General features: G+C 72.3%; 13 protein-coding genes. 9 read left to right on the top strand and 4 right to left on the bottom strand.

What is annotated here, in order from left to right:
• Nucleotide 1 precedes the first annotated feature (1 nt).
• Complete coding sequence (locus WMF28_RS34000; RefSeq protein ID WP_437597654.1) at nt 2–2,908, top strand: glycosyltransferase; 2,907 nt, start codon at nt 2–4, stop codon at nt 2,906–2,908.
• 89 nt (nt 2,909–2,997) lie between these two features.
• Here WMF28_RS34000 and WMF28_RS33995 read toward each other — a convergent pair whose 3' ends face one another.
• Nucleotides 2,998–3,807, bottom strand: coding sequence for a Uma2 family endonuclease (locus tag WMF28_RS33995; protein ID WP_437597653.1), 810 nt, complete (start codon nt 3,805–3,807; stop codon nt 2,998–3,000).
• Between the two features lie 332 nt (nt 3,808–4,139).
• On the opposite strand from WMF28_RS33995, the gene WMF28_RS33990 reads away from it, so the two are divergent.
• Together WMF28_RS33990 and WMF28_RS33985 are read left to right on the top strand one after the other, a co-directional pair.
• Nucleotides 4,140–4,343, top strand: a complete 204-nt coding sequence (locus tag WMF28_RS33990) for a hypothetical protein (protein ID WP_437597652.1) — start codon at nt 4,140–4,142, stop codon at nt 4,341–4,343.
• Between the two features lie 55 nt (nt 4,344–4,398).
• Nucleotides 4,399–4,782 carry a hypothetical protein gene (locus WMF28_RS33985; protein WP_437597651.1) on the top strand — a complete coding sequence of 128 codons (384 nt, stop codon included), beginning with the start codon at nt 4,399–4,401 and terminating at the stop codon, nt 4,780–4,782.
• A 356-nt stretch (nt 4,783–5,138) separates the two neighbouring features.
• On the opposite strand, the gene WMF28_RS33980 is transcribed toward WMF28_RS33985, so the two are convergent.
• Nucleotides 5,139–6,131: a phosphotransferase family protein gene (locus WMF28_RS33980; protein WP_437597650.1), complete on the bottom strand. Its 993-nt coding sequence runs from the start codon at nt 6,129–6,131 to the stop codon at nt 5,139–5,141.
• Between the two features lie 179 nt (nt 6,132–6,310).
• On the opposite strand from WMF28_RS33980, the gene WMF28_RS33975 reads away from it, so the two are divergent.
• Genes WMF28_RS33975 through WMF28_RS33965 form a run of 3 tightly spaced genes read left to right on the top strand, consistent with a single transcriptional unit; the run spans nt 6,311 to nt 8,947 of the window.
• Complete coding sequence (locus tag WMF28_RS33975; RefSeq protein WP_437597649.1) at nt 6,311–7,300, top strand: ABC transporter ATP-binding protein; 990 nt, start codon at nt 6,311–6,313, stop codon at nt 7,298–7,300.
• Nucleotides 7,297–8,121: an ABC transporter permease gene (locus WMF28_RS33970; protein WP_437597648.1), complete on the top strand. Its 825-nt coding sequence runs from the start codon at nt 7,297–7,299 to the stop codon at nt 8,119–8,121. The genes WMF28_RS33975 and WMF28_RS33970 overlap by 4 nt, the downstream gene beginning before the upstream one ends.
• Nucleotides 8,122–8,140: 19 nt before the next feature.
• Complete coding sequence (locus WMF28_RS33965) at nt 8,141–8,947, top strand: ABC transporter permease (RefSeq protein WP_437597647.1); 807 nt, start codon at nt 8,141–8,143, stop codon at nt 8,945–8,947.
• A gap of 176 nt (nt 8,948–9,123) precedes the next feature.
• Here WMF28_RS33965 and WMF28_RS33960 read toward each other — a convergent pair whose 3' ends face one another.
• Entirely contained in the window at nt 9,124–10,626 is a 1,503-nt protein-coding gene (locus WMF28_RS33960; protein ID WP_437597646.1) for a serine/threonine-protein kinase, read from the bottom strand.
• Between the two features lie 417 nt (nt 10,627–11,043).
• Here WMF28_RS33960 and WMF28_RS33955 point away from each other — a divergent pair, with 417 nt between their 5' ends.
• From WMF28_RS33955 to WMF28_RS33945, 3 genes are all read left to right on the top strand, one after another.
• Nucleotides 11,044–11,592 carry a hypothetical protein gene (locus WMF28_RS33955; protein ID WP_437597645.1) on the top strand — a complete coding sequence of 183 codons (549 nt, stop codon included), beginning with the start codon at nt 11,044–11,046 and terminating at the stop codon, nt 11,590–11,592.
• Nucleotides 11,589–12,581 (top strand): hypothetical protein, encoded by a 993-nt coding sequence (locus WMF28_RS33950; protein ID WP_437597644.1) that lies wholly within the window; start codon nt 11,589–11,591, stop codon nt 12,579–12,581. Before WMF28_RS33955 ends, WMF28_RS33950 begins: the two co-directional genes overlap by 4 nt.
• A gap of 219 nt (nt 12,582–12,800) precedes the next feature.
• Entirely contained in the window at nt 12,801–13,736 is a 936-nt protein-coding gene (locus WMF28_RS33945) for a hypothetical protein (RefSeq protein WP_437597643.1), read from the top strand.
• A gap of 31 nt (nt 13,737–13,767) precedes the next feature.
• On the opposite strand, the gene WMF28_RS33940 is transcribed toward WMF28_RS33945, so the two are convergent.
• On the bottom strand, nt 13,768–14,118 hold the full coding sequence (locus WMF28_RS33940; RefSeq protein WP_437597641.1) for a 4Fe-4S binding protein: 351 nt from the start codon (nt 14,116–14,118) through the stop codon (nt 13,768–13,770).
• Nucleotides 14,119–14,145: the final 27 nt, after the last annotated feature.

Below are 14,145 nucleotides of genomic sequence, written 5' to 3'. Positions count from 1 at the left end.
CATGCGCCCTCCGATCTGCGCCGTCTTCGCCGAAGCGCCCGCGCACCGCGCCCGCGCCGGCCGCACGCTGCGCGCGCTCCGGCTCGCCGGGCTCGCGCCGGTCGACCTCACGCCGGCGCCGCTCGCGGCCGCGGCGGAGGCGCTCGCGGCGGGGCCGGTGTGGCTCGTGCGCGGGGGCGCCTGGCCCGCGCCGTCCGCGGCGCTCGATCTGGACCCGTTCCCGCCGCCGAGCGACACAGGGCTGCCGCTCTGCGCGTTCGGCGCCGTGCTGGCGCCGCTCGACCTAGCCGCGGCCTCCGCGCCGATCGCGGCCTCGGCGCCGACCGCGGCCTCGGCGCGCACAGCGACGGCATCCGACGCCGCGGCGTGGGCCGAGCTGCTGCGGGCGACGGGCGGTGAGCTGAGCCGCGCCGCGCGCGCGCGCCGCCCACCGGGGTTGCCCCGCGCGGCGAGCGTGTACCTCGACGCCCCGCTCGCCGCGGGCGTCGCGGCGCGCCTGCGCGCGGGCGATCCGCTCGACGCCGCCCTCCAGGGCGAGCTCGCGGCGCGGCGCGCGCGCGTGGTCCGGCACGCGCCGCTCGACGTGTGCGACGACGCGGCGCCGCGGGTCGCGCAGGTCGTGACCAGCCTCCAGCAGGGCGGCGCCGAGCGGATCGCGATCGACCTCGCGACCGAGCTGCCGCGCCGCGGCATCCGCTCGCGCGTCTACGCGGTGTACCGGCCGACCCGCCCCACGTTCGACGCGCCGCCGGAAACGCTCGATCTCTCCGGGGCGCGCGGCGATCGCGAGGCGCGCTTCGACGCGCTCGCCCGCGGGCTCGCCGCGTGGGGCGCGGATCTCGCGCACGCGCACCTGCTCGACGCCGACGACCTCGCGCGCCTCTCCGCGCGCGGGTACCGGCCGCTCGTCACGGTGCACAACGTGGCCGCGGGCTGGCCGGCGGGGCTCGATCGTCTCGGTCCGGACGACGCGGCGCTGCTCGTGGCGTGCGCGCGCGCGGTCGAGGCGGAGCTCGCTGCGTGCGCGCTGCCGGTGCCGCGGCGCACGGTCTGGAACGGGATCGATCTCGGGCCGGCGGAGGCGGCGCGCCGATCGGCGGGGCCGGCGGAGGCCCGCGAGGCCGCGCCGGAGGCCCGCGGTGGCGGCTCGGCCGCGGCCGCAGCGTGGCGGCGTCGCCTCGAGATCGCGCCGGCCGATCTCGTCCTGCTCGCCGTGGCGAACCCGCGGCCGCAGAAGCGGCTGCACCTCCTGCCGGCGATCCTCGCGGCCACGCGGTCCGCGCTCGCGGCGGCCGGCGATCCGCGGGCGGCGCGGCTCGTGATCGCCGGGAGCGCCTCGCCCGGCAGCGAGCCGGCGCTCGCCGCGGAGGCGGAGCTCCGCCGCGAGGTCGACCGGCTCGGCCTGCGCGCCGAGGTGCGCTTCGCCGGGGCGGTCGGCGACGTGGCCGGCCTGCTCGCGGCGGCCGACGTGCTCGTATCGCCGAGCGCCCACGAGGGGCTGAGCCTCGCGCACCTCGAGGCGCTCGCGGCGGGCCTGCCGGTCGTCGCGACCGGGGCCGGCGGCACGGCGGAGATCGCGGCCGAGACCCCGGCGCTTGTCCACCTGCCGCTCGACGCCGCGCCGGAGCGGTTCGCCGGGGCGATCGCGGCGGCGGCGCGCGATCGGGCCGCGCCGCCGGGCGGCCGGGAGGTCGTGGCGCGGCACTTCAGCGTCGCGCGGATGGCCGAGGGCTATGCGAGGATCTACCCGCGGGCGATCGCGCGCAACCGCGGCCTGTGCCGGGGGGACGGACTGCTCCTCGTCACGAACAACTTCTCGACCGGCGGTGCCCAGTCGAGCGCGCGGCGGCTGCTGCTCGGCCTCGCGGCGGCGGGCGTGCGCGGCCGTGCGGCCGTGATCGAGGAGCAGCCGGAGTACCCGACGCCGGGCCGGCGGGCGCTCGCGGCCGCGGGCATCCCGGTGCTGGCGGTGCCGCCGCCGGCCGACGTCGAGCCGGCCGAGGCGGTGGAGCGCCTGCTGCGCGCGATCGAGGAGGACCCGCCCGAGGCCGTGCTGATGTGGAACGTGATCGCCGAGCACAAGGTGCTGCTGGCCGACGGGCTGCTCGACGTTCCGCTCTTCGACATCAGCCCGGGCGAGATGTATTTCGCCTCGCTGCGCCGCTATTTCGCGTCGCCGCGCCGCGGGCTGCCGTACCGCGCCCCGCGCGACTACGGCGCCCGCCTGGCCGGGGTGATCGTCAAATTCGGGGCCGAGGCGGCGCTCGCCGCCGAGGTGCTCGGGGCGCCGGCGCACGTGGTGCCGAACGGCGTCACGCTCGGTCCGCGCCCGCTCGCGTCCGGCGGCGAGCGCGCGCGGCTCGTGATCGGGACGGCGGCGCGCGTCCACCCGCACAAGAAGCTCGACGAGCTCCTCGCCGCGCTGCGCCTCGCCGCGCCGCGGCTGCCGCCGCACGTGCTGCGCATCGCGGGCGGCGTCGAGCGCGGCGCCGAGGCGCACGCCGAGGCGCTGCGGCGGATGGCGGCGGGGCTCTCGGTCGAGTGGGTCGGCGAGCTCGCCGACACGCGCGCTTTCCTGAGCGATCTCGATATGTTCGCGCTGATCGCCGAGCCCGCGGGGTGCCCGAACGCGTCGCTGGAGGCGATGGCCGAGGGGTTGCCGGTCGTGGCCACGGCGGTCGGCGGCATGTCCGAGCAGGTGGACGACGGCGTGACGGGGCGGCTGGTGCCGCCGGGCGACGCGGAAGCGCTCGCGGGGGCGCTCGTGGAGCTGGCGGAAGACCCGGAGCGGCGGGCGCGCATGGGCGCGGCGGGGTGGGAGCGCGCGAGGGAGCGGTTCTCGCTGGAGAGGATGGTCGCCGACTACGTGCGCGTGTGCCTGGGCGGGCGGGAGGGGCGGGGGAGGTGAGGGGAGCCGCGTGAGAGCGGCCGTGGCCAGACGTCTGGCTGTCCGCTTTCCTGGCAGGGACGCCTCACAGCGGTCCCACCCTTACATGGTCAGGGCCAGCGTCGTTCGTGCTTGAGCTGCTCGCGCAGGGCAGAGAGCTCCGGTCCCGCCATGGCCTCGAGGGCTGCCTCGCGGTCCGGTGGCAGGGCGATGCCGAGCACCTCGCACAGGTCCCGCACCGCGGTTCGCAGTCCCCGCGTATGCCCTTCTTCCCGGACCGCTTCGATGTCTGCGTAGCCCCTGCGCTGGAGCAGGTTGCGCAGGGTCGCCTCGTGCGCGGCCTCGCGATCGTAGAGCGCCTCGACCAGCACCGGGTTCTTCAGCACCCCCGGCGCGACCAGCGCCTCGCCCGGGAAGGCCACACGCGCTGGCAGACGCCGGGTCTTCTGCGCGCCGACGCTCGCCCGCGCCCTGCGAGCCGGCGCCTTCTGCCCGGCCGATCCCGAGGCCTCGTAGAGCTCGACGCGACGCGTGCCCTGAAGGCGCACCACCCAGATCCAGCGCGTGCCGGCCGCCAGCAGCTCGTCGATCTTGCTTTGCAGCTCCGCCTCGTCTTGGCCTGTGTCCGCGTACTCGACAGCGAGCGGCGGCGCTTCGGTGGCCCAGCCGGGCTCGTCCGGGATGGGGCCGACCGCGATGTCGGGCGCGCGCAGCATCTCCGGCCGCAGCGAGACGCCGAGATCGACCGCGGCGGCCTCGGCGAGCGGATCGCTGTCGAGCACCTCGAACCCGGTGCCGTTGCTCCGGCCGCCGCGGCGACCGCTGGGCAGGCACTCGACGAGGCGGCCCTCTGACAGCTCGTAGGGATCTCCCGGGCGAAGCTGGTCGGCTGTCACAGGGTGGCGGGGAGGCGCGGTCATCGAATATCTCATGTGGATCTATTCCGGGCAGGGCCCGGCGTCCATCTGGAGACGCGTGAGAGCTGGCGTGGCAAGACGTCTGGCTGTGCTCTTCCGTAGCTCGGACGCCGCACAGCGGCCGCGCGCTTACAGGGTCATGGCCAGCGTCGTTCGCGCTTGAGCTGCTCGCGCAGGGTTGAGAGCTCCGGGGTACAGCGACGCGCTGCAGGGCCACAGCGGGCCTCCTCCATTGGCGCAGACCGCCCGGGGCGACCGGCCACAGGAGCGCGCGAGGAGACGGAGCGAAGAGCTTGCTCCTGGCGCGGGCAGGGGGGTAGCTTGCGGGTGAAACCATGCGCTTCCGTGTCGAGAACCTGGGACCGCTGCGCGAGGCGGAGGTGGACCTGTCCAAGGACCTGATCGTCCTCACAGGGCCGAACAACACGGGAAAGACGTACTTCGCGTGGAGCGTGTACGGTCTCCCGCGCACGCCTCCGAAGGGGCTGGAGGGCATCGGCAAGAAGCTCCTGGCGGCCGCGGGGGCCGAGGGCGTGTGAGCGAACCGACTGCCCGCGCACGTTCTCGGTAGGTGACCGCGTCTTCCCGCTCTTCGTGGCGCGGCCCGGGGTTCACTCGATCTGCGACTACATCATCTTCTACCAGCACCGCGAAGAGACGGGAAACCCTGTGTATGTATTCCTGTGCGAGCTGAAATCCGGCAGGATCGACGGCTCCAGGCAGCAGATCGAGAACGGAAGGCTCCTCGCCGAGCACATCCTGCGGATGGCTGCTCATCACCAGATCGACGAGGTTGTCCGGGAAGGTCCAGAGATCCGCTATCGGGGCATCATCTTCGCGCCGAGACTGCCCGAGCCAAAGAGCAGCTCCCGGCGACCCAAGTGCCCGTATGAGCCCTATCCCGGCGGCATGCAGGATCTGCTGGTCGTCCGCTGCCGCGCCGGAGGAACGCGCGAGCTACACTATTTCTGTGCTTGAGGGCTTTCACGGGGAAGGCTCGACCGCGCGCACTGCCACGGTCGAGCCTGCCGCACGTTCAGACCGCCAAGAACACGCATGGTCACCTTGCCTTGATGCAAACGAGGATCACCGATCCAAGTAACGAAGAAGCGAAAGGAAAATCACAGGCTGGTTGTGCCTGTGACGCCTGTGGTGTGCTTCGCGACCAGGGACCCATGCAACGGGAAGCTTCAAAATTTACGTCGTGGTTAGATATTTCTCTTTGAGATGGAACCGCCGGGCGCCGTGGCGGGGCTCCGTGCTGCGGGGCTACGCCGCGCGTCGCGCCGCGGCAGCGGCTCGCGGGCTCCCCGTCACGAGATCTCGCGCCGAGATCAGCGGGCCGAGAACGGCCAGATCCTCTGTTCCAGCTCGGAGAGCGAGGAGACCTGGGACTCCCATCCTTCGATCCTGAGCTGGTATCGGAGGTTGCTGTACCGGTGCAGGAGCGCGAGCGCCATCAGCTTGCGGCCGAGCGCCGGGCTCAGGTCGGTGATCCTGTATCCACAGGCGCCCAGAAAGGCGCGCAGGAGGTCCGCGCTGCCGGCGGCGAGGAAGAGGCACGGGCCCAGCAGGTCGACCTCGGGCGGCCCAAGGCACGCGTCCGCGAAGTCGATCATACCGGTGAGGCGCCACGCCCCGCCCGTCGGGGTAACGAGGAGGTTCTCCGGCGTGTATTCCCCCGTCAGGAGGACCGGGACCACGGAGGTCGGCAGGAGAGGACGGGCGGACGCCAGGTACGCCGGGATCTGGGAGACCAGGTGCTCGGGCAGGCCCATTCGCCGGTGGCGGCCCTCGCATCCGGCGATCTGGCGCTCGACGAACGCGTCCCAGCCGAGGTCGATGCTCTCCAGTCCGCCGGTGGGCAGCGCGTGAGCGGCCCTCATGATCTCGCCGATGCGGGCGAGCGCCTCGACCCGCTCCGCCCCGCTCAGCGCGGGCCAGACCTCTTCCAGCGTGCGCCCCGGGAGGCGCGACAACACGAGATAGGGCCATCCGTCGAGCTCCGCTTCCCGGAGGATCTCCGGCGTGGCCACCGGGACCTTCCCGTGGAACCGCGCGAGCGCGAGGCGCTCGGCCTCGAACTGGTGCCGCAGGAAGGGCGGAAACAGCTTGATGATCTGGCCCGCGTCGTTCGAGACAACGACGTTGGTCCCGCGCTCGAACGCGGAGAGGCCGCTCGTCGTCAGGCCGTGGCGCTCGCACACCGCGCGGATCGCCGGGAGAAAGGCGCCCAGATCGGCGCGGATCCGGTCGAATCCGCCGGGGCCGTCGAACGGCGGGAACAGGGCTCGATCGCCCGGGGGCGCGCTGGGATCGGTCGGCATCGACGCGCCGGGCACGCTAACCCGCGCGCGTCAGGGTCGCCATCGCGGAATCGGCCCATGCGGCCTCCGGCGAGCGACGCTCGGCCTGCCCGGCACGGTCGCCGTCCACTCCTGGGTGCGCGACGTCTCGTGAAGAGTCTGGCGGGTGAGACTCGACCCGTGCGACCCTCGCCGCCGCCATGCCGCTGATCGTCGTCGAGGATCTGCGCAAGGCCTACCGGGTGGCCGAGCGCCGTCCGGGCGCGTGGGGCGCGGTCGCCGGGCTCGTGCGCCCGCGCTACCGCGCCGTCGACGCGCTCGCGGGCGTCTCGTTCTCGCTCGAGCGGGGCGATCTCGTCGGGTACATCGGGCCGAACGGCGCCGGCAAGTCGACAACGGTCAAGATCCTGGCCGGCATCCTCGTGCCGGACTCGGGGCGCTGCGAGGTGGACGGCCGCGTCCCCTGGCGCGAGCGCGTCGCGCACGTGCGGCGGCTCGGCGTCGTGTTCGGCCAGCGCACCCAGCTCCTCTGGGACCTGCCGGTGATCGACTCGTTCGAGCTCCTCCGCGACATCTACCGCGTCGGCGCGGCCGATCACGCCCGCGCGCGCGACGAGCTCGTCGCGATGCTCGATCTCGCGCCGCTGCTCGACACGCCGGTGCGACAGCTCAGCCTCGGCCAGCGCATGCGCTGCGATCTCGCGGCCGCGCTGCTCCACGCGCCCGATCTGCTCTTCCTCGACGAGCCCACGATCGGCCTCGACGCCGTCTCGAAGCTCGCGGTGCGGCGCTTCGTCCAGCGGCTCAACCGCGAGCGCGGCGTCACGGTGATCCTGACGACGCACGACATGGACGACATCGAGGCCCTGTGCTCGCGCGTCCTCCTCATCGCCGGCGGCCGGGTGCTCTCGGACGGCTCGCTCGAGGCGCTCCGCGCCAAGGTCACGGCCGAGCGCTGGCTCATCGTGGACCTGACGGACCCCGCCGCCGAGATCGCCGAGCCGCACGCCGAGGTGCTCCGCCGCGAGGGCGGCCGCGTGACGCTGCGCTTCGATCCCGCGGTGATCTCGACGGCGGAGCTCGTCGGGCGCGTCACGGCCCGCTACCCGGTGCGCGACCTCCTGGTGCAGAACCCGCCCATCGACGAGATCGTGGCGCGGCTCTACGGCGCGGCGGGCGCGCGGCCGTGAGCGCTCACCTCGCGGATCTGGCCGCCTATTTCGCCGTCTTTCGCGCGCGCTTCCGCGCGCTCTTGCAGTACCGCGCCGCGGCCGCGGCCGGGTTCGGCACGCAGCTGTTCTGGGGGCTGATCAAGGTGATGGTGCTCGAGGCCTTCTACGCGAACGCCGCGCCGGGCGCGCATCCGCCGATGTCGCTCGGACAGGCCATCACGTACACCTGGCTCGGACAGGCGTTCTTCCAGCTGATGCCGTTCTCGACGAACCCCGACCCCGAGGTGCGCGAGCTGATCCGCACCGGCGCGGTGGGCTACGAGCTCGCGCGCCCGCTCGATCTCCACACCCTCTGGCTCGCCCGCGCGCTCGCCGCGCGCGTCGCGCCGACGGCCTTGCGCGCGGTCCCGATGTTCGCTGTCGCGGTGCCGCTCCTCGGCATGTCGCTGCCGCCGTCGCTCGCCGCCGCGGGCGCGTGGGCGGCGGCCATGGCCTTCGCGGCGGCGCTGGTCGGCGCGTTCGCGACGGCGGTGACGTCGACGATGCTGTGGACAACGTCCGGCGACGGCATCTCGCGGATCGTGCCGTCGGTGGTCCTCATCGCCTCGGGCATGATCGTGCCGCTGCCGCTGTTCCCGTCGTGGATGCAGCCCTGGCTCGACGCGCTGCCGTTCCGCGGCATGGTCGACGCCCCGTTCCGCCTCTACCTCGGCCACCTGCCGGCCCCGGCGCTCCCGGGCGTGCTGCTGCACCAGGCGCTGTGGACCGCCGCGTTCGTGGCGCTCGGCCGCGCGCTCGTGGCGCGCGGCCTGCGGCGGCTCGTGGTGCAGGGCGGCTGAGGGGCGAGGAGCAGGCGAGATGTCGCTGGACGCAACGAAGCTTTTCCTCCGCCTCGCCGCCGCGTCGCTGCGGGCGCAGATGCAGTATCGCGCGTCGTTCGCGATGTGGTCGATTGGCCAGTTCATCACGGTGGGCATCGAGCTCCTCGGGGCGTGGGCGCTGTTCGACCGGTTCGGCGCGGTCCGGGGCTGGCGCTTCGCGGAGGTGGCGCTCCTGTTCGGGCTGGTCAATGTCTCGTTTGCGCTCGCCGAGTCGTTCGGCCGCGGGTTCGACACCTTCTCCACGATGGTGAGGTCCGGCGATTTCGACCGGCTCCTCCTGCGCCCGCGCTCCACAGCCTTCCAGGTGGCGACCCGGGAGTTCCAGTTCCTGCGCGCCGGGCGGCTCGCCGTCGGCCTCGTGATGCTCTTCTGGGCGGCCTCCGCGCTGGACGTCGGGTGGACAGCAGCCAAGGTGGCGCTGCTCGCCGGCGCGATCACGGGCGGCGCGTGCGTGTTTTACGGGCTCCTCGTGCTCCAGGCCACGCTGTGCTTCTGGACGGTCGAGTCGCTCGAGCTCATGAACACGCTGACCTACGGCGGCACGGAGGCGGCGCAGTACCCGCTGACCCTTTACCGCGACTGGTTCCGGCGCTTCTTCACGTTCGTCGTGCCGCTCGGGTTCGTGAGCTACATCCCCGCGGGGGCGCTGCTCGAGCGCCCCACGGTCCCCGCGCTGCCCGAGGCCGCGCGCTGGGCGTCACCGCTGGTCGGCGTGGTGTTCCTGCTCGTGTCGCTGCGCATCTGGCGCTTCGGGGAGCGGCGATACCAGTCCACCGGGTCGTAGACCGAAACGGCGCTCGAAAGAGAGGAGATTCAACCGCCAAGGCGCCAAGGAGATGTTCTCTATCTCTCTATCTATCTATCTCTCTCTCTCTCTCTCTCTCTCTTGGCGTCCCTTGGCGCCTTGGCGGTTCTTTTTCTTCGTCCGGGGTCCTCATGCCAGGCGCGGCCGAGCACCCGTTAAAAGGGCACTTCTGGGATGGGAGCGCGATCCAGCTCCGGTGCTGCTGGCTCTGGAACCGGAGGCGGCTTGGCGGGCTCGGGCGCCGCCGTACGCGGTGCTCTGGGCCTGGCCGCCGACGGCGGTCGTGCTGTCTTGGTCGGCGGCGGCGGGGCCGGTCGCACCAGCGTGTCTCCGGGGACCGTCGCCGCCGCCGCCGAGGAGGGCTCGTCAGGGGTCGTCAGCGGCTCGTGCGACGACGGCTCCCCGGGGGGCACGTTCGGCGGCGGCTCGGGCGAGAGCTGTTGTTCTACCGGCGTCCCGACGGCGCCTCGCTCCGGCTCCAGCGCGGCCGCCGAGGAGACCTCCGCGGCCGCCTCGCCCCTGCCGCGCGTGCTGTCCTCTCCCACGGCGACCGTGACGCCGGCGCCGAAGATCAACGCCATCGCGACGCCGATCACCAGCATCGCGCGCGTGGGCGCCTGCGGCCTCGCCTCCTGCGCCGTCGCTCCGGCGCCGGTCAGGGTGCCGGGCGTCGCCGACCGGAGCGCGGCCGGCGGGACGCTGTTCCGCGCCACGGCGTGCAGCGGTATCGTCCCGCTCATCCTCGGCTGAGCGGAGCTCGGTGTGCCGGAGCAGGGATGTTGCAGATCCGGGATCGACGGCGACGCGATGCCGGCGAGCCGGCGGAGATCGCCGATCATCTCGCCGATCGACTGGAATCGCTGCGCCCGGTCGCGGGCCAGCGCCCGCGCGAAGAAGGCGTCGATCGCCGGCGGCAGGTCGGGCGCGAGCTGGGAGGCGCTCGGCATGGGCGTGACAAGGATGTTGGCGATCACCGCGCCGAGCTGCTCCCCCTGAAACGGCAGCTCACCCGTGACGGCGCAGAAGAGGATGACCCCGAGCGACCAGAGGTCGCTGCGCTGGTCCACGTCCTTTTCGCCCCGAACTTGCTCCGGGCTCATGTAGTGAGGGGAGCCGATCATCTCGCCGGTGCGCGTCACCTCGTCCGTGAGATGAGCGCGGGTCTCCTTGACGATGCCGAAGTCGAGGACCTTGACGACCTCTTCCTGCTCCTCCTCCACGCGCACGAGGAAGAGGTTGGCCGGCTTGAGATCGCGGTGGACGAGGCCGGCCTCGTGCGCGCGGCGGATGGCCTTGCCGGCCTGCACGAGGATGAGCGTGGCGTCCAGGAGGGAGAGCCGCCCGACGCGCTGGAGCCGCGTGCCCAGGTCCTCGCCCTGGAGCAGCTCCATCACGAGGAACGGGGTGTCGTCGTCGATGCCGTAGTCCTGGACGTAGACGACGTGCGGGCTCCGGAGGCTCGCCGCGATCCTCGCCTCGCGCTCGAAGCGGGCAAGGAACGTGGACGACGTCGCATACGTCGGCGCCATGAACTTGACCGCGACGCGAGAGCCCAAGCTGACGTGCCGCGCCACCCACACCGAGCCCATCCCGCCGGCCGAGAGCGGTCGCTCAAGACGGTACTTCCCACCTACGACGGAGTCCGGGGCATAATGCATGGTGATGGCCTCCTCCTGGCCGCCGTGGGAGGTGAGATGAGCCTACAGGATAGGAATGGTTCCGGCCACGATGCGCCGGGAGATGACAGATAGATTGTTCTTCCGCGCGCCACGTTCCGGGCGACTCCGGGCTTCACACAGCCACAAGGCGACCGGCGATCGCCAACACCCCGTCTGGGCCGCCCGAGGCGGCCGGCACGCCGGCACGCACGTTCGAGCAAGACGGAGATCGAGCGCTGGCGCGCGTCTGTCCCTGGCTGTCCACCATCGCTGATAGAATTCAGTAATATCTGGCGCGGCAAACGTGCTCTGTCGAGCGCCGGAGCGCGAGGGACGCGCGATGGCGGGCTCCGCTCGTCTACGGTGCATGGATGAGAATCTCGACCTGGTTGACTCTGGGGCTCCTGTGCGCGGCGTGTGGCGACGACGGCGATCCGTCCAGCCTGGGACGCGGACATCGAGGGCGCGCCGTTCGTCGCGAAGCTCACGGAGAGCGGGACCGCCGAGTGGGTGATCACGCCGGAGCCGAGCGGCACGATGTACGGCCTCGCGCCCGACGTGGCCGGCGGCGCCTACGCGGCGGGTCGCTACGACGATGGCGTCACCCTCGACTACACCCCGTTCGCGCTGCACGCGAGCGCGTCCTCGGAGGAGACGGCGCTCCAGCGCTACGCGTCGAGCGCCGGCTCCTCCGAGGGCATGGCGCTCACCTCCGGCGGCACGCTCTGGGTCGCGGGCCTCTTCCGCGGTTCCATCGACGTCGGGTCGGGTCGGGTCGCGTCGCCGAGCACGAGCGGATTCGTCCTCCGCATCCCGCGTCGCTGCGCTTCCTTCACGGCGACAGCGCGCTGCGTCCGCGCTCGGCGTGCTGCGCTGCGCAAGCGCGGCCCCCGCGCGCCAGCACGATATCGCCTGCGAGACCTGTTGCGCTCTCCTTGCCGGCGTCTAAAATCCACAGTGCCATGATAAAATTCTTGTACCATTCAAGTTTCATCGTCGTTGGGCTCACCCTTGCTCTCGGCGCCGCGGCCTGTGGAAGCGACGACCCGGCGGGCGACCGCCCCGCGGGCGACAGCGGCACGGGCGGGGCGAGCACGGGGTCGGGCGGCGGGGCGGACACGGGGTCGGGCGGCGGGGCGAGCACGGCGTCAGGGGGCGGGGCGAGCACGGCGTCAGGGGGCGATCCCGATCCCGATCCCGCGGACGCGCGGACCTTCGACCACCGGCACGCGACGCTCGACGGCATCCCGGCGAGCTGCATCGATGCGCTCAAGTCGGCTGACTTCGTCTTCCATTACGCCCATCGCTCGCACGGCTACCAGATCATCGTCGGCGCCGAGAGCCTCGAGGCAAACTCTCCCGCCTACGGCTTCGAGACGGAGTATTGCGGCGTCCCGGCGGAGACCGGCGTCTTTCGGATGTGGGACGGGATGATCGACAACAACCTCGTCGTGGGCGACCAGTACTGGGGGAGCGATGCCGGGGTCGACGAGCTGCGCACCATCCTCAGCGAGCACCCGGAGATCCGGTACACGATGTGGGCATGGTCGTCCGAGATCTCCGAGCAGACCGAGGAGGACGTGCAGCGCTACCTCGACGTGCTCGACGCGCTCGGGCAGGAGTTCCCGGAGGTGACCTTCATCTACATGACCGGGCCAGGGGACGAGGAGTACAACGGCGTGAACCGCGCGAAGCGCAACCAGCAGATCCGCGACTTCTCCCGGGAGCACGGGAAAATCCTCTATGATTTCGAGGACCTCGACGTTCACTGGAACGGCGAGCGGCACACCGCGGAGGTGGAAGGCGTCGAGATACCGATGCAGCACCCGCGCTTCGACGTGGAGACGTCCGGCAACGCGGAGTACGAGCACACCCACACGACGCAGGGCAGCTGCGAGAGCAAGGCCATGGCCTTCTGGCGCATGATGGCCGAGCTCGAGGGGTGCGCGCAGTAGCCCCGGGCCGCGCGCGGGCGCGCGCGGCCGCGGGGATCACCCCACGAGCCTCTGTCTTTCCTGTCGGTTGAGTCCCGGTTTCGGGCGGACGACTCTGCTGGATCGCGTCGCTCGCGCCTTGCGGGCCGCCTCGCGCCCGTGCTACTCGCATCTCGCACGGGCACGCATCCCCGCGCTTCCGGCGCGGGGCGCCGCCTGGCAGCCGATCGGAGGCGGGCCATGGACAGCGCGATACCGCTCGGGAAGAAGCAGATCATCGACGGCCAGCTGCGGGTCTACTATCACGGCTACTGGATCAAGGCGTACGAGGCGCCGGCCGACACGCTGCTCGCGAAGAAGCGCCTCATCGAGGCGCTGACGCGGCGCCTGTTCAACCATGTCGAGCACGGCATCAACGTGCCCGGGAAGCGGCTGGACGAGGCGCGGCGCGCCTTCGAGTCCGAGCCCGACCCGCAGCGCAAGCGCGTCAAGGGCGCCATGCTCGCCGGCGCGATCTTCAATCGCGCGGCGGATATCTTCACCAAGCTCGTCGAGATCCAGGAGCTCGGCGTCACCATCGAGCCCGACAACGCCCTCATGCGCGAGTGCGGAGAGCACCTCCTCGAGGCGCTGACCCTCGGGAAGATGGTGCTCCACCGCAGCGGGGAGGAGGGGCTCGACGAGCTCTGGGGAGAGCCGTTCAAGGCCTTCTCCTTCCCGATCGACGCGTTCTACAACAGCCGGTACGTGAAGATCGCACAGAGCATGAGGGCGATCGACGGCATTCGCGACGAGATGCTCGCCACCTTCGCGGGCCTGCCGATGTTCGCCGGGCTGGACCGCCTGGCCTGCGAGCTCGCGCACGCGGCCAAGGTGAAGTGCGAGACGCTGCGCACCGACGCCGAGATCTTCGAGGTCTGGACGTCGTTCGTCGTGTCGGCGGAGAAGCTCGCCGCCTTTCAGCCGCTGCTCGGCCCGGACGCCTCGCCCGCCGAGCGGGAGCAGGCGGCCCGGGGCGTCGAGCTGATCGTCCGCGGCAAGAACGTGATCTCGTACATCACGCGCGCGCGTGTGCCGATGCCCAAGACCACGAGCGAGCTCATGGAGCGGTGCGCGCGGTACCGCGCCGCGTACGGCGCCGCGCCGGCGTCCGGGGCCGCGCGCAGCGTCGCCTGAGCCCGGCCGGGCGCCCGGGCCCTGGGACCGGCTACCCCGCTCCGCGCGCCGGGACGAGCTGGATCGCCTTCTCCGGGCAGGCGACGACGCAGAGGCCGCACGCCTGACACCGCGCCGCGTCCGGCGTCATCGCCGTCTTCCGGCCGTGGACGAGCGATTTGAGCTTTCCGCGCAGCGAGAGGGCCTCGAAATCGGCGCTCGTGATGCGGGCGACCTCGAAGACCTGATAGGGGCACACCTCGACGCAATCGCCCTTCGCCTCGCACCGGTTCCGGTCCACCACGGGACGGAAGGCGCCGGGCTCGGCCCGGCACTGCTCTCCCGGCCTGTCCGGGCGCGAGGCCGCGCGCCGCGCCTTCTCCTTGTTCAACGACTCTGCCATCTGCGTGTCTCCCACCGTCGCCCGCGC

Source organism: Sorangium sp. So ce590 (assembly GCF_051521365.1).
In the GTDB taxonomy this organism is placed as follows: domain Bacteria; phylum Myxococcota_A; class Polyangia; order Polyangiales; family Polyangiaceae; genus Sorangium.
This window is presented reverse-complemented; position numbering and strand designations above follow the sequence as displayed.